The organism is Stenotrophomonas sp. GD04054 (assembly GCF_029836955.1).
GTDB classification, from domain to species: Bacteria; Pseudomonadota; Gammaproteobacteria; order Xanthomonadales; family Xanthomonadaceae; genus Stenotrophomonas; species Stenotrophomonas maltophilia_A.
In genome coordinates this window covers 1-21,267 of record NZ_JAOECR010000053.1, presented here as the reverse complement: position 1 = coordinate 21,267, position 21,267 = coordinate 1, and the positions used below count along the sequence as shown (strand labels likewise).

Annotated in this window: 17 protein-coding genes; 9 read left to right on the top strand and 8 right to left on the bottom strand. The window is 68.0% G+C overall.

Translation table 11 applies throughout. The features are described from left to right. The first annotated feature begins 29 nt into the window (after positions 1–29). Entirely contained in the window at positions 30–3,884 is a 3,855-nt protein-coding gene (locus tag N7573_RS18775; protein ID WP_180844946.1) for a YhdP family protein, read from the top strand. Between the two features lie 60 nt (positions 3,885–3,944). Beyond that, on the top strand, positions 3,945–5,390 hold the full coding sequence (gene tldD, locus N7573_RS18770) for a metalloprotease TldD (RefSeq protein ID WP_032128992.1): 1,446 nt from the start codon (positions 3,945–3,947) through the stop codon (positions 5,388–5,390). Between the two features lie 41 nt (positions 5,391–5,431). Here the strand turns inward: tldD and yjgA are convergent, their stop codons facing one another. Continuing rightward, complete coding sequence (gene yjgA, locus N7573_RS18765; RefSeq protein WP_049398682.1) at positions 5,432–6,019, bottom strand: ribosome biogenesis factor YjgA; 588 nt, start codon at positions 6,017–6,019, stop codon at positions 5,432–5,434. A 68-nt stretch (positions 6,020–6,087) separates the two neighbouring features. Here yjgA and pmbA point away from each other — a divergent pair, with 68 nt between their 5' ends. Further along, positions 6,088–7,455, top strand: a complete 1,368-nt coding sequence (pmbA, locus tag N7573_RS18760) for a metalloprotease PmbA (RefSeq protein WP_279913317.1) — start codon at positions 6,088–6,090, stop codon at positions 7,453–7,455. Between the two features lie 87 nt (positions 7,456–7,542). Beyond that, entirely contained in the window at positions 7,543–7,914 is a 372-nt protein-coding gene (locus N7573_RS18755; RefSeq protein ID WP_110713049.1) for a DUF4870 domain-containing protein, read from the top strand. Positions 7,915–7,999: 85 nt separating this feature from the next. On the opposite strand, the gene N7573_RS18750 is transcribed toward N7573_RS18755, so the two are convergent. The 5 genes from N7573_RS18750 to N7573_RS18730 all read right to left on the bottom strand — a co-directional run bounded on the left by N7573_RS18750 (position 8,000) and on the right by N7573_RS18730 (position 13,417). After that, positions 8,000–8,878, bottom strand: coding sequence for a farnesyl diphosphate synthase (locus N7573_RS18750; protein WP_279913316.1), 879 nt, complete (start codon positions 8,876–8,878; stop codon positions 8,000–8,002). Continuing rightward, on the bottom strand, positions 8,868–9,128 hold the full coding sequence (locus N7573_RS18745; RefSeq protein WP_005410522.1) for an exodeoxyribonuclease VII small subunit: 261 nt from the start codon (positions 9,126–9,128) through the stop codon (positions 8,868–8,870). Before N7573_RS18745 ends, N7573_RS18750 begins: the two co-directional genes overlap by 11 nt. Positions 9,129–9,164: 36 nt before the next feature. After that, the gene (tilS, locus tag N7573_RS18740; protein ID WP_279913315.1) at positions 9,165–10,451 is read right to left on the bottom strand and encodes a tRNA lysidine(34) synthetase TilS; all 1,287 of its coding nucleotides are present in this window, start codon (positions 10,449–10,451) and stop codon (positions 9,165–9,167) included. Between the two features lie 717 nt (positions 10,452–11,168). Next, a complete protein-coding gene (locus tag N7573_RS18735; RefSeq protein ID WP_164080556.1) occupies positions 11,169–11,714 on the bottom strand; it encodes a WG repeat-containing protein in 546 nt (181 codons plus the stop codon). Further along, positions 11,711–13,417, bottom strand: coding sequence for an alkaline phosphatase (locus tag N7573_RS18730; protein WP_279913947.1), 1,707 nt, complete (start codon positions 13,415–13,417; stop codon positions 11,711–11,713). Before N7573_RS18730 ends, N7573_RS18735 begins: the two co-directional genes overlap by 4 nt. A 154-nt stretch (positions 13,418–13,571) precedes the next feature. On the opposite strand from N7573_RS18730, the gene N7573_RS18725 reads away from it, so the two are divergent. Beyond that, entirely contained in the window at positions 13,572–14,906 is a 1,335-nt protein-coding gene (locus N7573_RS18725) for a dicarboxylate/amino acid:cation symporter (RefSeq protein ID WP_046988032.1), read from the top strand. A gap of 256 nt (positions 14,907–15,162) precedes the next feature. Here the strand turns inward: N7573_RS18725 and N7573_RS18720 are convergent, their stop codons facing one another. Together N7573_RS18720 and N7573_RS18715 are read right to left on the bottom strand one after the other, a co-directional pair. Continuing rightward, complete coding sequence (locus tag N7573_RS18720) at positions 15,163–15,870, bottom strand: C40 family peptidase (protein WP_279913826.1); 708 nt, start codon at positions 15,868–15,870, stop codon at positions 15,163–15,165. 197 nt (positions 15,871–16,067) lie between these two features. Further along, positions 16,068–16,646, bottom strand: a complete 579-nt coding sequence (locus N7573_RS18715; RefSeq protein ID WP_065428014.1) for a C40 family peptidase — start codon at positions 16,644–16,646, stop codon at positions 16,068–16,070. Positions 16,647–16,719: 73 nt separating this feature from the next. Between N7573_RS18715 and N7573_RS18710 the strand changes: the two genes are divergently transcribed. The 4 genes from N7573_RS18710 to gorA all read left to right on the top strand — a co-directional run bounded on the left by N7573_RS18710 (position 16,720) and on the right by gorA (position 21,155). Next, complete coding sequence (locus N7573_RS18710; protein ID WP_049398704.1) at positions 16,720–17,202, top strand: peptidylprolyl isomerase; 483 nt, start codon at positions 16,720–16,722, stop codon at positions 17,200–17,202. 99 nt (positions 17,203–17,301) lie between these two features. Then, a complete protein-coding gene (locus tag N7573_RS18705; RefSeq protein ID WP_279913824.1) occupies positions 17,302–18,546 on the top strand; it encodes a DUF418 domain-containing protein in 1,245 nt (414 codons plus the stop codon). Positions 18,547–18,549: 3 nt separating this feature from the next. Further along, positions 18,550–19,800 carry an FAD-dependent oxidoreductase gene (locus N7573_RS18700; RefSeq protein WP_279913825.1) on the top strand — a complete coding sequence of 417 codons (1,251 nt, stop codon included), beginning with the start codon at positions 18,550–18,552 and terminating at the stop codon, positions 19,798–19,800. Continuing rightward, complete coding sequence (gorA, locus tag N7573_RS18695) at positions 19,797–21,155, top strand: glutathione-disulfide reductase (RefSeq protein WP_125893984.1); 1,359 nt, start codon at positions 19,797–19,799, stop codon at positions 21,153–21,155. The genes N7573_RS18700 and gorA overlap by 4 nt, the downstream gene beginning before the upstream one ends. The last annotated feature ends 112 nt before the right edge of the window (positions 21,156–21,267 follow it).

Sequence of the window (21,267 nt, the reverse complement as noted above, 5' to 3'; positions counted from 1 at the left end):
CCTCGCCGGCCGCAGGCCGGCGGTGGCCGATGAGCGCGCCGCCGCGCCTGCGACTGCGAAGGATCCGCCGTCATTTCATTGCCGCCTGCGCGGTGGGCCTGGTCGGGCTTGCACTGCTGGTGGGCACCCTCAGCCAGCTGCTGCCGCTGGCCGAGCGCCATCCCGACAGGATTGCCGCCTGGCTGAGTGAACGCGCTGGCCAGCCGGTGCGTTTCGACCAGCTGCAGACCGCCTGGACCCGGCGCGGCCCGCTGCTGCAGCTCAAGGGCCTGCGCATCGGCGCCGGCCAGGGCCTGGCGATCGGCGAGGCCGAAGTGCTGGTATCGATGTACAGCGGCCTGTTGCCTGGCCGGTCGCTGACCGAGCTGCGCCTGCGTGGCCTGGCGCTCGACCTGCAGCAGGGCGAGGACGGTCGCTGGTCGGTACGCGGCCTGCCGCAGGCCGCCAATGGCGGGGACCCGCTGGATGCGCTGCGCCGGCTGGGCGAACTGCAGGTGATCGGAGGCCGCCTGGGCGTGCATGCGCCGGGGCTGGGAATCGACACCACGCTGCCACGCATCGACGTGCGCCTGCGGGTCAATGGCGACCGCCTGCGTGTAGGCGTGCGTGCCTGGGCCCAGACCGAAGCGCTGCCGCTGACCGCGGTGCTGGACGTGGACCGCGTGCGCGGCAATGGCCAGGCCTGGCTGGGCGCCGATCCGGTCGATTTCCATGCCTGGTCGCCGCTGCTGGCGGCCGGCGGTGTGCGCCTGCGCGAAGGCAAGGGCGAACTCAACCTGTGGCTGACCCTGCGCGATTTCGCGCCGGTGGCGGTGACCACCGATTCGGACCTGCGTGATGTCCGCATCGATGGCGCACCGATGCCCTCGATGGCGGCTCCGCAGCTGCAGCTGCAGCGCCTGCAGGCGCGCCTGCGCTGGCAGCGCCAGGCTGATGGCTGGGCGTTGCAGGTGCCGCGCCTGCGCCTGAAAACCGAAGAGGGCGAGCAGCAGCTCGATGGCCTGCAGCTGCAGCTTGGCAAGCAGCTGCGGGTCCGTTCTGGCGAAGTGCAGGCCGGCACCGCGCTGCGTGCGCTGGCCCTGAGCGATCGTCTCGAACCGGGCCTGCGTCGCTGGCTGTTCCTGTCCAGGCCGCAGCTGGATGTGCGCGAGTTGCAGCTGGCGGGCGATCGCGATGGCCCGCTATGGGCGCAGGGCGAACTGCAATCGCTGGGCTTCGCCAGCGTGGGCAATTCGCCCGGCCTGCGCGGCCTGGGCGGGCGCTTCGAAGGCGACGCGGATGGCTTCAGCCTGCAGTTGCAGCCGCAACGGCAGCTGCAGTTCGATTGGCCGACCGGCTTTGGTGTGCGTCATGACCTGCATCTGGCGGGACAGGTGGTGGGCTGGCGCGACGAGGGCGGTGGTTGGCGTATCGGTACTGCGGCGATGCGCGTGGAAGGCACCGACTATGCGGCCGACGTGCGCGGCGGGGTCTGGTTCCAGGGCGACGGTACGCGGCCGTGGCTGCAGCTGGCGGCCAAGCTGGACGACGTGCCGATGACCGCGGCAAAGCGCTTCTGGATCCACTCCAAGATGAGCAAGGGCGCCACCGACTGGCTGGACATGGCGCTGGCCGGCGGCCAGGTGCGCAATGGCATCGGCCTGGTCAGTGGCGACCTGGACGACTGGCCGTTCGACAACAACGATGGCCGCTTCGAGGCCACCGGCCATATCACCAACGGTGACATCCGTTTCCAGCACGATTGGCCGTTGATGAGCCAGGTCGACGCCGATATCGCCTTCATCGGCCCCGGCTTCGACATGCATGGGCGCGGCGATCTGGCCGGTGTGGCGGTGCAGAAGTTCGAGGCGGGCATTCCGGATTTCGGGCAGCAGCCGCTGTATGTGCGCGCCGATGCGCAGAGCGAGGCGGGCAAGCTGCTGGCGATGCTGCGGCAGAGCCCGCTGCACAAGGATTATGGCGACACCCTGGACAACCTCACCGCTGCCGGCCCGGCGCATGTGACCTTCGATCTGCTGCAGCCACTGCACCACGATGAAGGTGGCGGCCACCTGCAGGGGACGGTTGATCTGGCCGGCGTGAAGCTGGTCGACAAGCGCTTCCAGCTCGCCTTCGACAACATGCAGGGGCAGGCGCGCTACAGCAATGGCGGTTTCGATGCCGAGGCGCTGTCGGTGCGCCACCTTGGCCAGGATGGTCGCCTGAGCCTGCGTGCCGGTGGCTACGTGCACGACAGCAGACTGGCCTTCGAATCGCAGCTGTCGGCCACGCTGGATGCTGGCGTGCTGATCGACCGCGCGCCGGAGATGGCCTGGCTCAAGCCCTACATCACCGGAACCTCGCCGTGGACCATCGCGGTCAGCCTGCCCAAGGTCGCTCCAGGGGCGCCTGCGCCGCCCAGCGAGCTGCGGTTGAGCTCCGATCTGGTCGGGACCCGGCTGGACCTGCCGGCGCCGCTGGACAAACCGGCTGCCGAGCCGTTGGCGACCACCGTGGCTGCACAACTGCCGATGGGGGCCGGCCGCATCGACGTTGCGTTCGGCCAGCGCCTGGCGCTGGCCGCACGCAGCCACAACAACCAGACCGGTGTGCAGGTGACGCTGGGCAGCGACCATGTCGACCGCGAGCCGCCGCCGAGCGGATTGACCGTCAATGGCCGCAGTCCGACCCTGGACGCTCTGGAGTGGATCAGTCTGGCGCGGGGTGGCAGTGATGACGACGCCATGCCGCTGCGTGCGGTGGACGTGCAGGTCGGCCAGTTGAAGCTGATCGGTGGCGTGTTCGAGCAGACCCGGTTGCAGCTGCGCCCGGGCGCGCAGGCACTGGATGTGCGCCTGGACGGCCCGTCGCTGGCCGGGCGCCTGACCGTCCCCAATGCAGACGGCGGCACCATCAGTGGCCAGCTCGACCGCGTGCACTGGCAATCCCTGCCGGCGGCTCCGGGTGCATCGGCCGCACCGGCACGGGTACAGGCCGGCGCCAACGACATGGACCCGGCCAAGCTGCCGCCGTTCGCGCTGGACATCGCCGACCTGAAGTTCGGCAAGGTGGTGCTGGGTCAGGCGGTACTGCGTACGCGGCCGCTGGCCAATGGCCTGAACGTGGACGAGCTGCGCTTCCGTGCGCCCGACCAGGAGATCGACATCAGCGGTCGCTGGCTGGGCCGCACCGGTGGTGCCCGCACCGAGCTGACCGCACAGGTGCGCAGCGAGGACCTGGGCGGACTGATGCAGAACCTCGACTACGGCGGCCAGCTGCGTGGCGGTTCCGGCCAGGCGCAGCTGCAGGCCACGTGGAGTGGGGGGCCGTCGGACTTCCAGCTGGGCAACCTGCAGGGCCGCCTGGACCTGCACGCGCGCAACGGCCAGCTGCTGGAGCTGGAACCGGGCGCTGGCCGGGTGCTGGGCCTGCTCAGTGTCACCCAGCTGCCGCGGCGCCTGATGTTCGACTTCCGCGACTTCTTCTCCAAGGGCTTCGCGTTCAACCAGATCGACGGCAGCATGCAGTTCGGCCAGGGCATGGCACGCACCGACAAAGTGCTGATCGAAGGCCCGGCAGCCAACATCACCATCCGCGGCCAGGCCGACCTGCGCAACCAGCAGTTCGACCAGACCATCGACGTCAACCCGCGTGCAGGCAATCTGCTGACCGTGGTGGGTGCGGTCGCCGGTGGCCCGGTGGGGGCGGCGCTGGGCGCGGCCACCAATGCGGTATTGTCCAAGCCATTGGGCGAGATTGGCGCCCGTACCTACAAGGTGACCGGTCCATGGAAGGAACCGAAGGTGGAAGTGATCGAGCGCAGCCGCGACAAGGCTCCGCCACCCGTACCGGCACCGGCGCCGGCCATTCCGCCGACCGTCACCGGCCTGCCGCGCTCGCGTTGAGCGCGGCTTTCCTGTTCACGGGGCTTGCCTGAGCGCCCCCGCATCCCCAGATCGAGAACCATGACTGATATCGCCCTGACGCTTGCCCAAGACCGCCTGCTGCGCCCCGGCGGCCTGGATACCGCTGGCCTGGAGCGCACCTTCGGCCAGCTGCTCGGCCCCGGTGTGGACTTCGGCGACCTTTATTTCCAGCATGCCCGCCGCGAGAGCTGGAGCGTGGAAGACGGCATCGTCAAGGACGGCGCCCATTCCATCGAGCAGGGCGTGGGTGTGCGGGCGATTTCCGGCGAGAAGACAGGCTTCGCCTACTCCGACGACATCCATGCCGATGCGCTGCTGACGGCGGCGCAGTCGGCGCGTGCGATCTCGCGTGAAGGTGGCGCCCAGTCCGGGCGGTCGCTGCTGCGCGGCAACGCGCGCGCGCTGTACCCGGCGCTGGACCCGATCGATGGCATCGGCAACGAGGCCAAGGTCGAGGTGCTCAAGCGCCTGGATGGCTACCTGCGCGCCGCCGACCCGCGCGTGAAGCAGGTGATGGTGAGCCTGTCCGGCGGCGTCGATACGGTACTGATCGCCCGCAGCGACGGTGTGCTGGGCGCTGACGTGCGCCCGTTGGTGCGCCTGAACGTGCAGGTGATCGTCGAGCACAACGGCCGCCGCGAGTCCGGCTATGCCGGCGGTGGTGGCCGCTACGGGTATGAGGAGCTGTTCGCCGACGGCCGCCCCGAGGCCTTTGCCCGCGAGGCGCTGCGCCAGGCGCTGGTGAACCTGGACGCCGTTCCGGCACCGGCCGGGGTGATGCCGGTGGTGCTTGGTCCGGGCTGGCCCGGCGTGCTGCTGCATGAAGCGGTCGGCCATGGCCTGGAAGGCGACTTCAACCGCAAGGGCACCAGCGTCTACGCGGGCCGCATCGGCGAGCGCGTTGCCGCCCCGGGCGTGACCATCGTCGATGACGGCACGCTGGACGGACGCCGTGGTTCGTTGAACATCGACGACGAGGGCCATCCGACCCAGTGCACCACCTTGATCGAGGACGGCATTCTGGTGGGATACATGCAGGACAGCCTCAATGCGCGGCTGATGGGCATGGCGCCGACCGGCAACGGCCGCCGCGAATCGTTCGCGCACCTGACCATGCCGCGCATGACCAACACCTACATGCGCGCCGGCCAGCACGACCCACAGGAAATGATCCGTTCGGTGAAGAAGGGCCTGTACGCAGTCAACTTCGGTGGCGGTCAGGTCGACATCACCAGCGGCAAGTACGTGTTCTCGGCCACTGAGGCCTACCTGATCGAGGATGGCCGCATCACCACGCCGGTGAAGGGTGCGACGCTGATCGGCAACGGTCCGGAAACCATGCAGAAGGTGCGCATGGTCGGCAACGATCTGGCCCTGGACGAGGGCGTGGGCATCTGTGGCAAGGACGGGCAGAGCGTGCCCGTGGGTGTCGGCCAGCCCTCGCTGCTGATCGAGGGCATCACGGTCGGCGGTACCCAGGCCTGAGCCGGGCGATGGCCAGCGCCACCGCCCAGGCCGGCGCGGACTCAGTCCTCGTCGGCTTCGTCGCTGTCGACGGGGTCGGCGTCTTCGGCGCTGGCCTTCAGGCCCAGTGCGGCCGGCAGCATCAGGGCGCGCAGTACCTGGAAGATTTCGCGGTAGGCGCGTGGCGGCTTGTTCCTGGCCTTTTCGGCCTGGGCATTGCGCACCAGCGTGCGCAGCTGCTGGCGGTCGGCCTGCGGGTAGTCGTCCAGCAGTGCAGCCAGCGCCTTGTCACCCTCGGCCAGCAAGCGCTCGCGCCAGTCTTCCGCGCGGTGCATCATCGCCACTTCGCGGCGGCCGGTTTCGCTGTTGGCGTCCAGCGCATCGCGGATCGCATCCAGCGTGGCGTCTTCTTCGCGGCGCATGTGCTTGGCCAGGAACGCCAGCTGGCGCTTGTGGGCGATGTGCGCGGTGATGCGCTTGCACTCGGCGATATGCGGCAGCAGGTCTTCCGGGATCGGCAGGCGTGCCAGCTGCGCCGGGGTCAACGACACCAGCTTCTCGCCCAGGGCCAGGACGTCGAGCGCGTCGCGCCGGTTCTGGCTGCGGCTCTTGTCGTGGAATTCACCGGTTTCTTCGTCGCGTCCGCGCATCGTTCCTACCTGATCTCAAAAAAAGTCGCCCGGCGTGATGCCGGGCCCAACCCGTACAGGATAAAGCATTGAACGTGATCGCCCCTGAAGTCGCTGTCGGCGACGACAGCCTGGCCCGGCTGGAACGGCTGGCCGACCTCTCCCAGCAGCTGCTCGACCGCGCCCGTGCGCTGGGCGCCAGCCAGGCCGAGGTCAGCTGCAGCGAGGATCGTGGCCTGGAGGTCAATGTCCGCCTTGGCGAGGTGGAGACCGTGCAGTCCACCCGTGACCGCGGTATCGCCGTCACCGTCTATTTCGGCCAACGCAAGGGCAGCGCCAGCACCGGCGACCTGAACGAGGCCAGCCTTGCCGCCACGGTCGAGCAGGCCTGTGCGATCGCCCGGCACACCGAAGATGACCCGGCTGCCGGCCTGGCCGAGGCCTCGCTGATGGCCACCGACTTCCCGGATCTGGATGCCTGGCACCCCTGGGCGCTGCAGGCCGACGAGGCGGTGGACCTGGCCCTGGCCTGCGAGAACGCAGGCCGTGAGGCCGATGCGCAGATCCGTAATTCCGACGGCGCCTCGGTTTCGAGCATGCAGAGCCTGTCGGTGTACGCCAATTCGCATGGCTTTTTCGGCCGTGAGCGTGGCACCCATCATTCGGTGGGCTGTGCGCTGATCGCCGGCCAGGGCGATGGCATGCAGCGCGATGGCTGGTACACCAGCGCGCTGGCCCGCGAGGATCTGGAAGAGGTGGGCCTGGTCGGTCGTCGTGCTGCCGAGCGCACCGTCGCCCGCCTGCAGCCTCGCTCGATGGCCACCGGCACCATGCCGGTGCTGTTCGCCCCGGAAGTAGCGCGCAGCCTGGTTGGCCACCTGCTGTCGGCGGTGTCCGGCGGTGCGCTGTACCGCCAGGCCAGCTTCCTGCTGGACAGCGTTGGCCAGCAGCTGTTCCCGGACTGGATGCAGATCGAGGAACTGCCCCACCTGCGCCGTGGCCTGCGCTCGGCCGCCTTCGACGGTGACGGCGTGGCCACGCGTGCTTCGGCCCTGGTCCGTGACGGCGTGCTGCAGCGCTATGTGCTGGGCAGCTACTCGGCACGCAAGCTGGGCCTGCAGACCACCGCCAATGCCGGTGGCGTGCACAACCTGCAGCTGGCCGCCAACGCGGGTTCTCTGCAGGACATCACCCGGCAGATGGGCGATGGCCTGCTGGTGACCGAACTGATGGGGCAGGGCGTGAACGGGGTGACCGGCGACTACTCGCGCGGTGCCGGCGGCTTCCGCGTCGAGAACGGCGAGATCCAGTATCCGGTGGATGGCATCACCATCGCCGGCAACCTGCGCGAGATGTTCAGCAGCATCGAGGCGGTCGGCAGCGACGTCGACCCGCGCTCGCACATCCGGACCGGTTCGATCCTGCTGGGGCGGATGACCATCGCCGGTAATGATTGATGGCATTGATGGCGTAAGCTATGCCCGCCTGACGCAGCCAGCTTGGTGCTGGTGGGTCAAGACCACCCAATGAAAAGGAGTTTTGTCGTGAGCGAATTCGATAACGTCCCGCCGCCGCCGGCCACCACCGATGTGCCGGCCGACCAGCGCACCATGGCCCTGGCCGCGCACCTGCTGGGCATCTTCACCGGCTTCATCGGCGCGCTGATCATCTGGCTGATCAACAAGGATGACGCGGGCAAGGCCTTCGTGACCGACCAGGCCAAGGAAGCCCTCAACTTCCAGATCACCGTGACCATCGCCATGGTCATCAGCATCATCCTGATGGTGGTGATCATCGGCGGCATCCTGGCGCCGATCGTGGGCATCATCAACCTGGTGTTCTGCATCATTGCTGCCGTGAAGGCCAACAACGGCGAAGCCTACCGCTACCCGTTCACCCTGCGCCTGATCAAGTAAGACCGGCTGCATGCGGAAACAACAACGCCCGGCATTGCCGGGCGTTTTCATGTGCGGGGAGCGACGGGCGGTGCCCGGCGAGCGATCAATGATCGCGTTCGACCGCCAGCGTCGCCAGCGCACGCAGTGCATCGGCCTCTTCGCCGTACCCGGCCAGGATCGACTGCATGCGTGCGGCCAGTTCGTGCAGCTGGGCCTTCGCCCCGTCCAGGCCGAGCAGGGCAGGGAAGGTGCTCTTGTCCTGCGCCTGGTCCTTGCCGGCGGTCTTGCCCAGCTGCTCGGAACTGGCCTCGACATCGAGGATGTCATCGCGTACCTGGAAGGCCAGGCCGAGTGCGTCGGCGAAGCTGTCCAGCTGGGCCAGCTGAGGTTCGTGGGCCTGGCCGCACAGCGCGCCCATGCGCACCGCCGCACGGATCAGCGCGCCGGTCTTCAGGGCATGCATGCGGGTCAATGCCGCCAGCGTCTGCTGCTGGCCGGTGGCATCGATATCCAGCGCCTGGCCACCGCACATGCCAGCGGCGCCGGACGCGTGGGCCAGGGTCTGCAGGCAGGCCACGCGCAGCGTGGCAGGCAGCGGTGCATCGGCCAGCAGGCCGAAGGCACGCGTCTGCAGTGCATCGCCTGCCAGAATCGCGGTGGCTTCGTCGAAGGCGATGTGGGTGGTCGGCTTGCCGCGACGCAGCGCGTCGTCATCCATTGCCGGCAGGTCGTCATGCACCAGCGAGTAGGCGTGGATGAGTTCGACGGACATGGCGGCCGCATCCAGGCTTTCCGGCTGCGCACCGAACAGGTGGCCACTGGCGTAGACCAGCAGCGGGCGCATGCGTTTGCCACCGCCCAGCACCGAATAGCGCATGGCCTGGTGCAGGCGCTGCGGTGCTTCGGCAGGCGAGAGCAGCGCGGCGTCGAGCTGGCTTTCGATACGGTCGCGCCAGCGCGCGAACAGAACCTCAGCCGTCATGGCTGGGCGGATCGAAAGGCTCGGATGCTTCCGGCTGCGCCGGATCGCTGAGCAGGCGCACGCGCAGCTCGGCCTGCTCCAGCGCCTGCTGGCACTGGCGATACAGACCGACGCCACGTTCGTAAGCACTGAGCGAAGCTTCCAAGCTCAGCTCGCCGGTTTCCATCTGCTCCACCAGCTGCTCCAGCGATTCGAGCGACTGCTCGAACTGGGCGACCGGGGAGGCGTTTTCGGGGGACTTCTTGGCCATGCGGCAAGTGTGGACGGGCCGCGCGCGGGGGTCAATTCACCAGCCGCCCGGGCGCCATTGCAACTGTGCGCCATGCGCCTGCAGCCAGGCCTGCAGCGGTGCGGCGACGAGCACATCGGCGGCGGCCAGCAACTGCGGGCCATCAAAGATCAGCGGCAGCTGCGCGCGTCGCCAGGGGGCGAGGTGTTCGCGTTGCAGGCAGTCCTTCAACGCGTGCGAATGCTGGCGACCGGGCAGCAGAATGCGCTCACCGCCCACGCGTGCACGGACCTGCAGGGGGCGTTCGAAGGCCGGGGTGCCCTGCAGGCGCAGCTGTCCGCCATCGGGCAGTGCCAGCGGTGCGCGTCCATCCCATTCGGCCTGCCACTCGTGGGGAAGCGCAGGCAGCCGGGCCGGCAGCAGGTAGGCGTGGTCGCGCCACTGTTGGATGGCGTGATCGTGCCAGCGCACCCGCGCCTGGCGATCGTTGTCGGCCGGCAGCAACTCGTCCAGCGCCTGCTGCAGCACGGTGGCCGGCAGCGGTGCCGCACCGTGGCCGGTCACCCAGGCGCGCAGTACGCGCGCGGCGCGCCCCGGTGAGACCTGGCGTAGCAGCTGCAGCGACAGCACGCGTGGAGCGACTTCCAGGTGTGCGATCAGCTCGGCGTCTTCCTCGTCAAGCAGTTCGCGGGTCTGCCCGCAGTGCGTTGCGCTGCCCGCCATCGCCGCAGCGGCATGCGGCCAGCGCTGGCGCAACAGCGGCAGCACCTGCAGGCGCAGGAAGTTGCGATCGGCGTGGTCGTCGGCGTTGCTGGGGTCTTCGATCCAGTGCAGTGCATGCTGGCAGGCGTAGTCGAGGAGTGCACTGCGTGGCACTGCCAGCAGCGGTCGCCATAGAGGCTTTTCGCCAAGGCGGCTGTGCGTGGACATCGCCGCCAGGCCATCGACGCCGGAAGCGCGCAGGGCGCGCAACAGGAAGGTCTCGGCCTGGTCGTCCTGGTGCTGTGCCAGCGCCAGGGTTTCGCCGTCGCGCAGTTCGGCCGCGAACGCGGCGCGTCGTGCCAGTCGCGCGGCACCCTCGGTGCCCAGGCCTGTGCCGTTCTCGACCTGCACGCGGTGCACGGCCAGTTGGATGCCCCAGGCGTCGCATTGCTGCTGGCAGTGCCGCACCCAGTCATCTGCATCGGGCTGCAGCCCGTGGTGCACGTGCACCGCGCGCAGCGCCGTGCCGGAAGCTTGCGCGCAGCACCACAGCCAATGCAGCAGCACGGTGGAGTCGACACCACCGCTGTAGCCCACCAGCAGCGGCGCATCCAGCGGAACGAGGGCAGGGAATTCACTCACGCCTGCAAGTATAGGGTTGGTCGGCAGGGCTGCGCCTTGCACCCGCAGACGCGCAAGCAACGGCAACGGCCGAAGCAACAGCAGAAGCGGGTTTCCTGAGGCTTGGCGGGGTGGGTCCGGTTGCGGGGGCCGCTGCAAGTCCCCCTCCGGGGCCCGGCCCAGCCGCTGGCGGCTGTGCGTTCGGACGCTTGCGAAGCAGTGCTTCGCAAGCAAAGCGCCCTCACCCATGTAAGCTCGGTCGCCGTTTGCTCGTGTGCGCAGTCCTGCGCACACGGCAAGACCGGGGTTGGGCGTCGTGCCCAACCCGCCCGAGGCATGCCTCGGGCCCATGCGGCTCACGCCCCCGCAACCGGACCCACCCCGCCTTCGACAGAATGCCGCGATCTGCCAGAACGGCGTCGTGCACCGCTTTGGTAGGTGTCGACCTTGGTCGACACAGTAGATCCACGCCATGCGTGGATGACTCATTCGATATCTGACAGATGTGTCGACCAAGGTCGACACCTACCAACAGCCGCGGAGATCTGTCAGAGGCGGGGCACTGTGGGTTTGCGGGGTGTGAGCCGCATGGATGCGGCGATCAAGGCTACATGGACGTACTTGCGCCGTCCCCGCAAACCCACAGTGCCCCGCCATCCCACGGAATGCACGCTGTTGCTGTTGCTTCGGCCGTTGCCGTTGCGTCTGCAGGTGCAGGGCGCAGCCCTGCCGAAAACCCTACTTTACCCGACGGCCCGAACGGTCGATGCGGAACCGCTCTCCGCCTTCCATCGGGGTGTGGCCATCGGCATCCGGCGTGCCGCGCCGGCAGCCGTTGCAGACCTCGGCCACGCCATCCTGGAACGGCCAGCCGAAATCGAAGGTGCCGGGCACCACCTGGCGGAACTTCAGATCGAAGTAGGCCACGCGGTTGCCGACGCGGGCGCGCAGCAGGCCTTCCTGCGGTGTTTCCGGACCGTTGTCCCAGGTCAGTACCGGCAGGCTGCGGCCCTTGCGGTTGACGTAGTGGAAGCCCTGGTCGGCGTACACCACGGCCAGGCCATGGTCGTCGTAATTCAGGTCCTTCAAGGTGTCGGCACTGATCTTCGGCCGGTGATCGACCACTTCGCAGTTGGGCAGCGGCCACAACCCGTGTTCGTCGGTCAGCAGCTTGCACGCCGGTGCCTGTGCCGCTGCATTGGCACTGACCAGCACGCCAAGCAGGACCAGCGACCGCGCGAAGCGGCCGCTGGCAGGAGCAGGGTAGGCCTGCCTCACGATCACTTGGCCTCGGCCTTGCGCTCGAATGCGGTCGGCGCCGGCAGCTGTACCGGCACGCCCTTGTCGTCGCAGGTGCCGGCCTGGCACAGGCGCTCGCGCAGGGCCGGGGTGGCCTGCACGATCATGTGGTAGATCGCGTTCTGTTCCAGCGTGCCGCGGATCGCCTTGCTGCCCGGGCCGCGTGCCCAGATACCGACGTCTTCGCCGCCGTGCGACTCGGACTTCATCGGCACCAGTGCTTCCTGCATGTAGTCCGGATGCTCGGTGTCGACCTCGCGCAGGTTCGGGCGGCCGTTGGCCGGTTCGAAGCTGCTCGGGTTGTGCGGGTAACGCTTCGAACCGGCCGGCTGCTGGTTGCTGCTGCCGGTGTGGCCAGGGCCGTTGGCGTAGCTCAGCGTGGTGTAGGGCTGGCCGGTGCCGTCCAGCGCGTAGTCCAGCTTGCCGGCGCCGTCTTCGCCGCCCTTGTCCTTCACCTTGCCCAGGATCGGGTTGCCGCGCGCCGGGTAGCCGACGAAGTTCAGGGTGTGCGAGTGGTCGGCGGTGACGATGATCAGGGTATCGTCGGCCGAGGTCAGTTCGTTGGCCACGCGCACCGCGTCGGACAGGGCCACGGTCTCGGTCAGCGCACGGTAGGCGTTGCCGCTGTGGTTGGCGTGGTCGATGCGCGCGCCTTCGATCATCAGCACGTAGCCTTCCTGGTGCTTGGCCAGGTTCTTGATGGCTGCCGCCGTCAGCTCGGCCAGGCTCGGCTCACCGCCCGGATCCTGCGGGCGCTCGTACTCGTAGCGCATGTGGTCCGGCTCGAACAGGCCAAGAATGGCCGGCGCATTCGCGGCGGCGGCCAGCTGCTTGCTGTTCCACACGTAGGCACCCTGCGGGTGCGCCTGCTGCCATTCCTGCACCAGGCTGCGGCCATCCAGGCGCTGGCCGACCTTGTCGTCGTATTCCGGATCCCGTTCTTCCACGGTGGTGAATTCACCGCGACCGCCGCCGAGGGCGACCAGCGGGCCACGGCCATAGCGCGAGGTCGACAACAGCTGCTGGGCGATGTCCTTGCAGCCGGCGGCCTTCGCGGCTTCGGTCAGGTCGGTGTCGTTTTCCCAGTTGCGCTCGGGCGAGTGCGCATAGGTGGCGGCCGGAGTGGCATGGGTCAGGCGTGCGGTGGACACCACACCGGTGGCCAGGCCGGCGCTGTCGGCCAGCTGCAGCCAGGTCAGCAGGCCCTTGGACAGGCTGTCGGCGCAGTCGGTGCGGCTGCCGGCGCTGACGCCGATCGCACCCATGTGGGTCTTCACGCCGGTGGTGATGGCGGTCATGGTGCCGGCCGAATCCGGGGTTTGCGAATCGGTGTTGTAGGTCTTGCTGAACGCCGTGGCCGGGAAGCGCTCCCAGGACAGCAGGTTCTCTTCACCCGAGCCGCCCTTCTGCTGGCCTTCGTAGATGCGCGAGGCGGCCACCGTGGTCAGGCTCATGCCGTCGCCGAGGAACAGGATGACGTTCTTGGCCTTGCCGGACATCGCGCCGTTGGCGGCGGCCTGGGCGGCGCCGCTGCGGTACCACCACTGCGGGGTCTCGCCGGCCGGATGGGCAACGGGGTCGACGGCGACCTTCAGGCCGGCCGGGGCGGACGCGGGGGTGGTGCTGGCGCAGGCGCCCAGCAGCAGGGTGGTGGCGCAGGCGGCCAACAGGGAGACGGAACGGCGCATGGACGCTGGGATCTCACAAACTGTAACGGGACGTTCATTATGCCCGCCCTCGCAAGGCACGCCGATGACACACTGATTTGCCGGCCGGGCGGTCGTTCCGCGGGCCGCCTTGGGATATCGTGCCAGCATCCCTTCCTTCCCCTCTGGATTGCCTATGAAGCTGGTCTCTGCCTGGCTGCGGATTCCATTCTGGCAGCGCGTGGTCGGTGGCTTCGTGCTCGGCGCGCTGGCCGGCTGGGCGCTCGGCCCGGCCGCGGAAACGTGGTTCGGCCCGCTCGGCGAGCTGTACGTCACCCTGATCAAGATGATCGCCGTGCCGCTGGTGTTCTTCGCGGTCATCAACGCAATCTCGTCGCTGCACGGCCAGAAGTCGGTCGCCGCGCTCAGTGGCCGCACCTTCCTGTGGTTCGTGATCACCGCCGCGTTGGCGGTGTGCGTCGGCCTGGGCGTGGGTACCGTGCTGCAGCCCGGCGCCGGTGGCCTGCAGCTGTCGATGGCCAGCAACTACGTGCCGCGCGAAGTGCCCAGCGTGGTGCAGGTGCTGCTGGACGTGGTGCCGGCCAATGTCTTCTACGCGCTGTCCGGCATCGGCACCAAGGTCAATGCGGCCGGTGAAACCGTGCTGGCTGCCGGTCGCGGCTCGATCCTGCCAGTGATCTTCTTCGCTGGCCTGGTGGGCTTTGCCATCGTCAAGCTGGGCGAGAAGGTGACCGAGGCGCGCAAGCTGGTCGGGCAGATGAGCGACATCATGATCCAGGTGACCCGCTTCGTGCTGGAAGTCACCCCGATCGGCACCTTCGGCCTGATTGCTGGCCTGGTCGGCAGCTACGGTTTCGAGAAGCTGCTGCCGCTGGGCCACTTCGTGCTGGCGCTGTACGTGGCCTGCGCCCTGCACATCGTGGTGGTCTACAGCGCACTGCTGCTGGCGCACGGCCTGAACCCGCTGAAGTTCTTCCGTGGCGCGGCGCCGGGCATGCAGGTCGCCTTCGTCAGCTCGTCCAGCTTCGCAGCGATGCCGGTGGCGCTGCGCTCGATCACCCACAACCTGGGCGTGAACAAGGACTACGGTTCGTTCGCGGTGCCGCTGGGTGCCAGCATCAAGATGGATGGCTGCGGCGCGATCTACCCGGCGCTGTGCGCGGTGTTCATCGCGCAGTACAGCGGTGTGCCGCTGACCCCGGAGCAGTACGTGGTGGTGCTGATCGCCTCGGTGCTGGGCAGCTTCGGTACCGCCGGCGTGCCGGGTACCGCGGTGATCATGGCCACGGTGGTGCTGAGCGCAGCCAACCTGCCGCTGGAGACCATCGGCTACCTGTATGCCATCGACCGCATCCTGGACATGATGCGCACGATGACCAATGTGACGGGCCAGATGCTGGTGCCGGTGATCGTGGCCAAGGAAACCGGGCTGCTCGACCAGGCGGTGTATGACAACCCGTCCAGCAATGTGGGTGTGGACGATCCGGACCCGACACCGCCACGCGGCTGAGGTTGCGTGGAGATGAAAGGCCCGCCCTGAACGGCGGGCTTTTTGTTTTGGAGCTGACTGGCGCGGTGCCGATCAGGGTAGGTCCCCGGTAGATCCACGCCATGCGTGGATGGCCGCAGTGCCGACCAACGGTCGGCACCCACTGGGGCAGGTGGCGCAGTGCCGGCCAAGGTCGGCACCCAGTGGGGGCGCAAACAAAAAAGCCGCTGCAGGGCAGCGGCTTTCTCGTGTCAGGCGGCGCGGTGGCGCCAGCGGGTCAGAGATCGACCCGGCGGGCCTGCATGAACTTGTTGCCCCAGTAGCCGCTGAGCAGGGTGTCCACGCGGACGTCCTTGCCGGAGCTCGGTGCGTGCAGGAAGCGGCCATCGCCAACATAGATGCCGACGTGGTCGACGCGGCCCTTGCGGCCGAAGAACACCAGGTCACCGGCAGCCAGTGCGGTGCGGTCGTTGATCAGTTCGGCGTTGTTATCGTGCGCCATTTCGCGGGAGACGCGCGGCAGCTCGATACCCAGGGCCGAGCGGAACACGTAACCGACCAGGCCGCTGCAGTCGAAACCGCTGTCCGGGCTGCTGCCACCCCAACGGTACGGGGTGCCCAGCAGGGTCATCGCGCGGCGCAGCAGCGATTGCACCTTGCCGTTGTCGGCGGCGGTGCCGACAACGCTGCCATTGGCGGCGCTGCTGGTGTCGTAGTTGGCGAGCAGGCGGCTGAGATCACCGGCTACCACGGCCGAGCGGTCCATCAGCGGAATGGTGTCGTTGGCAGCCAGATGCGGCAGCAGGGCGGCCAGCGTGGCGCTGGCGGCGGCATCGACGCGGCTGCGCTGCGGAGCGGCAGCCTCGGCCTTGGCGGCCGGTCGGGGGGTGCTCTCGGCCACCGGGGCCGGGGTCACATCGGAACGGTTCGGAGCAGTCTGCGACCAGGCCGGAAGGCTGGTCAGACACAGTGCCAAGCCAAGCAACAGCGGGCGGGCACTACGTGAAGATACGGAAGTCTGGCCTTCGCTTTTCAGGTCGTCAGTCGTCACGCGTCGGTCACAGGAAAAAAACGATGGGGCATCATGCCCTGTAAAAGCGGCAATAAGTTAAAAATTCCGTTAGTAAATCGTTAGTTACATGGTGATGTGCGTCACAATTTTGAACATATCGCCTGTTCATCTTAGCGAAGGACGCGTTTCGCCCCGGTGTAGTGGTCCTTCCAGTACGGACCGCTGAGCGAGTCCAGCCGGACCGTGCCACCGGTGCTCGGCGCGTGCACGAAGCGCCCTTCACCAACATAAATGCCGACATGGGTGACGCTGCCGCGGCTGCCGAAGAACACCAGGTCGCCGGTGGCCAGGCGCTGCGGGTCGATCTTCGGGCCCTGTACCGCCGCCAGGTCGCGCGAGGTGCGTGGCAGTTTCAGGTCCAGCATCTCGCGGTAGACGTAGGCCACCAGGCCGCTGCAGTCGAAGCCGGAGTCGGGGGTATTGCCGCCATAGCGATAGGGGGTGCCGACCAGGCTGATGGCTCGCATCAGCACCGAGTTGGCCGCCTCGGGATTGTCCGGCACGGTCTTCGGCCAGTTCGCGGTCGGCGGGGGCGGCGCGGGTCGGGTGGCCTTGCCGCCGCCGCAGGCGGTCATCAGCACGGGCAGGGCCAGGAGCAGGGCCGGGGCGAGGAGCCGGCGCAGGCCGGACGAAACTGGCGTGATGTGCATGATCTCCGGATAATGCGCCACCTTAGGATTGGCCGTCATGATGGCGGCATCCCCGCCGGGCGACAACCCGCCCCAACCCGCCTGCCTCCGGCAGATCCAGACAGAGTTGCGCATGAAGATCGAAAAAGACCGCGTTGTCCGCTTCCACTACACCGTTTCCGAAGTCGGCCAGGAGCCGATCGAATCGTCCAAGGACCGCGGCGAGCCGCTGGCGATCCTGATCGGCCACGGCAACATCATCCCGGGCCTGGAAAACGCCATGATGGACAAGGAAGCCGGCGCGACCTTCAGCGTCGACGTCAACGCTGCCGATGCCTACGGCGAGCGTCGTGAGGGCCTGTCCCAGCGCGTGCCGAAGAAGCACTTCGGCAACACCAAGCTGGCTCCGGGCCAGCAGGTCGTGCTGCAGACCAACTTCGGCCCGCGTGCGGTGACCGTGCAGAAGGTCGGCATGAGCGTCGTCGACGTCGACCTGAACCATCCGATGGCCGGCAAGGACCTGCACTTCGACGTGGAAATCGTCGATGTGCGCGAAGCCGGCAAGGAAGAAATCGACCACGGCCACGTCCACGGCGACGGCGGTCACCAGCACTGATCGCAGCGCGATCGTGATGGCAGCAACGGCCCGCTTCGGCGGGCCGTTGCGTTTGTGGAACACGGCGCGGCCATCCATGGCGCGCAGGCCGGCGGCATAATGGCGGACCTGCCCGACGGACGCCCTGTGAACGCCGCTTCTCCTTCCCTGCAGCCGGTGGCTTCCGGCGAACGCATCGCCGTGCTTGACGTGCTGCGCGGTGCTGCGCTGCTAGGCATCCTGCTGATGAACATCGAGGCCTTCAGCGGGCCGCTGGACCTGGCGTTCACCGGCATCGACGTGCATTGGCAGGGCATCGACTACTGGGCCGATGCCTTTGTCTACGTGTTCGTGCAGGGCAAGTTCTTCACCCTGTTCTCGTTGCTGTTCGGTGCCGGCTTCGCGGTGATGGCGCAGCGCGCTGAGGCCGCCGGGCGCGACTTCACCCCGTTCTACCTGCGCCGCAGCGCTGGCTTGCTGCTGATCGGTCTGTGCCATGCACTGCTGGTCTGGTCCGGCGACATTCTGGTGATGTATGCACTGATCTCGTTGCCGCTGCTGGCCTGCCGCGAGGCGCCACGCAGCTGGCTGCCGTGGATGGGGCTGATGGTCTACCTCGGCGGTGTGGCGATGATGCTGCTGGTCGGCGCGATGGTGTCGATGGCTTCGGCCGAAGATGTGCAGGGCATGCTTGCCGAGGCGCAGCGGAGCATTGAGCTGCAGCGGCAGGTGTACGGGCAGGGCAGCTGGGCGCAGGCCAATGTGCAGCGCCTGAGTGAGTTCGGTACGTCGATGGGGGCGCTGCTGATCACCGGTCCGGAAGTACTGGGCATGTTCCTGATCGGCAGCTGGTTCGCCGGCAGTGGCGCGCTGGCGGCGCCGGAGCGCTTCCCGCGGCTGTACGCGTCGCTGCGCTGGATCGCGTTGCCGCTGGGCCTGCTGGTCACGTTGATCGGCGTCGCCTGGAAACCCTACCTGGCACCGGGCGCCTACAACCTTCCGGTGACGGCGGCGATGGGCCTGGTGACCATAGGCGGCCTGCCGATGTGCCTGGGCTATCTGGCGTGGATCGTGCACTGGCGCACGCGGCTGGCCTGGCTGGCGCCGGTGGGGCGCATGGCGCTGACCCATTACCTGGCGCAGTCGCTGGTCTGCACGCTGCTTTTCTATCACTACGGACTGGGATGGTTCGAGGTGATGCCGCGCAGCGTGCAGCTGCTGTTCGCGCTGCTGTTGTTTGCACTGCAGGTGGCCCTTTCGCAGGCCTGGTTGCGCCGCTTCCGTTTCGGGCCCATGGAATGGTTGTGGCGTGCGATGACCTACCGGCAGTGGCCGCCGATGCGGCGCGGGGCCGGGCAGGGCTGATCGATGCAGGGCGCGCGCGAGGATGTGATCGTGGTCGGCGCCGGTGCCATTGGACTGGCCGTCGCGCTCGCGCTGCGCGCACAGGGCCGGCAGGTACGCGTGATCGACCGTGGGCGTGTCGGCGGCGCGACCTCGCATGGCAACTGCGGCACCATCACCCCCAGCCACGCGCCGCCGCTGCCAGCGCCTGGCGTACCGTTGCGCGCGCTGCGCTGGATGCTCGATCCGCGTGCGCCGTTGTACGTGCGTACGCGACTGGACCCTGCATTGTGGCGCTGGCTGCTGCAGTTCAGCGCACGCTGCAATGCCCGCGACTGGCTGCAGGCCACGCGCGCCCGCGCTGCGCTGCTGAATGATTCCCGGCTGCGCTTGGCACAGTGGGTGCAGGTGCATGCGCTGGACTGCGAATTCGATATCCGCGGTCTGGACTACGTGTTTGGCGATGCCCGCAATTTCGATCACCACGCCGCTGAGTGTGAGGCACTGAACGCGCAGGGCATCGCCACGGCGCGCATCGATGGCGCTGACTATGCGCGCGACAATCCAGCTTTCCATGATCGCATTGCCGGCGCGATCCACTTCCCCGGCGATGCGCAGCTGCGTCCGGACCGCTACACCGCCGAACTGGCGCGCGTGCTGCGTGCACAGGGCGTGGTGATCGAAGAGCACTCGGACGTGCAGGATTTCAGCGCCCACGCGCAGGGTGTGCGCGTGCACGTCGGCGAACGCACGCTGCACGCACGCGAGCTGGTGCTGGCCACCGGGCCGTGGTCGCCGCGCTGGGCACGGCAGCTGGATCTGCGCGTACCGATCCAGCCCGGCAAAGGTTACTCGCTGACCTGGTCGCGACCGGTGCAGGTGCCGCAGCGCCCGGTGGTGCTGAAGGACCATTCCGTGTTCGTGATTGCCTGGCGCGAGGCGTTGCGACTGGGCGGCACCATGGAATTCGCCGGTGCCGATCCGCAGCTGCGCACGGCCCGCCTGCAGGCCCTGCAGCAGGCCGCCGACCACTACCTGCGCGCGCCACGCGGTGCGCAGCTGCAGGAGCAGTGGTGCGGGTGGCGCCCCATGAGCGTGGACGACGTGCCGTTGATCGGCCGCGCGCCTGCGCATCCTCACGTCTGGCTTGCAGCGGGGCATGGCATGCTCGGCATCAGCATGAGCGCCGGCACCGGCCAGCTGATCGCCGATCTCGTCTGCGGCCGCACGCCAGCGATCGATCCTGCCCCTTACCGACCCGAGCGATTCCGATGAGCACTGCACCCTATGATTACGACCTGATCGTCCTTGGCGGCGGCTCCGCCGGCCTGGCTGGTGCGATCCGTGCCGCGCAGCATGGCAAGCGCGTGGCAATGCTGGAGCCCGGTGAGCTGGGCGGGACCTGCGTCAATGTCGGCTGCGTGCCGAAGAAGGCGATGTGGCTGGCGGCCGACCTGCACGAGCGCATCGGCCTGGCCAGTGCGATGGGCTTCGATGTTCAGGCGCGCCCGGCGCTGTCGTGGAAGGAACTGGTGATCCATCGCCAGGCCTACATCAGCAACATCCATACCAGCTACCACAAACGCCTGGATGAGACCGGCGTGGTGCGTATTCCGGCGCGTGGCCATCTGCTGGATGCGCACACCGTGGCCTGCAGCGATGGTGTGCGCTACAGCGCCGAGCACATCCTGATCGCAACCGGTGCGCACCCATTGCGGCCCGACATTCCCGGCGCCGAACTGGGCCTGGTCTCCGACGATTTCTTCGATCTGCGCGCGGCACCGGCCGAGGTGGCGATCATCGGTGGCGGTTACATCGCGGTGGAGCTGGCCGGCCTGCTGCAGGCACTGGGCAGCAAGGTGAGCCTGCTGGTGCGTGGCCAGCGGCTGCTGGATCGCTTCGACTACGAGCTGACTGATCAGCTGGCCGAGAACCTGAAGCAGCAGGGCGTGCGCATCCATTTCGGCTATCGCCTGCGCGAACTGCAGCGCGATGGCGAACGCGTACGTGCGTTTGGCCATGACGGCCCGCTCGACAGCGTGTTCGACGCGGTGTTCTTCGCCACCGGCCGCCGCGGCAACAGTCGTGATCTGGGCCTGGAAGCGCTCGGCATCGGCATTGGCGAACATCAGCAGGTGCAGGTGGACGAATGGCAGACCACCAGCGTGCCGAGCGTGCACGCGGTGGGTGACATCGCCGGCAAGGTCGGCCTGACTCCGGTGGCGGTGGCGGCGTCGCGGCGCCTGATGGATCGCCTGTTCGGTGGCCGCCCGCAGTCGAAGATGGATTACGAGAATGTGGCCAGCGTGGTGTTCTCGCACCCGCCGCTGGGTGCGGTGGGCATGAGCGAGGAAGAAGCGCGCGCGCGTTTCGACCAGGTGAGCGTTTACCACAGCCGTTTCCGACCGATGCTGCAGGCGCTGGCCAACGGTACCCAGCGCAGCCTGTTCAAGATGGTCTGCGCCGGCCCGGAAGAACGCGTGGTAGGTATCCACCTGCTGGGCGAAGCGGCCGACGAGATCCTGCAGGGTTTCGCGGTGGCGGTGAAGATGGGCGCGACCAAGGCCCAGTTCGATGACACCGTGGCGATCCACCCGACCTCGGCTGAGGAAGTGGTGCTGATGCGCTGACCTGCGGTTGCTGCAGAGCCGAGCCCATGCTCGGCCGTCGCTCTTTGTAGAGTCGAGATCCTATGTTCGCGGTCAAGCCTGCTGGAAGCAGGCTTGACCCACCTTCAGCATG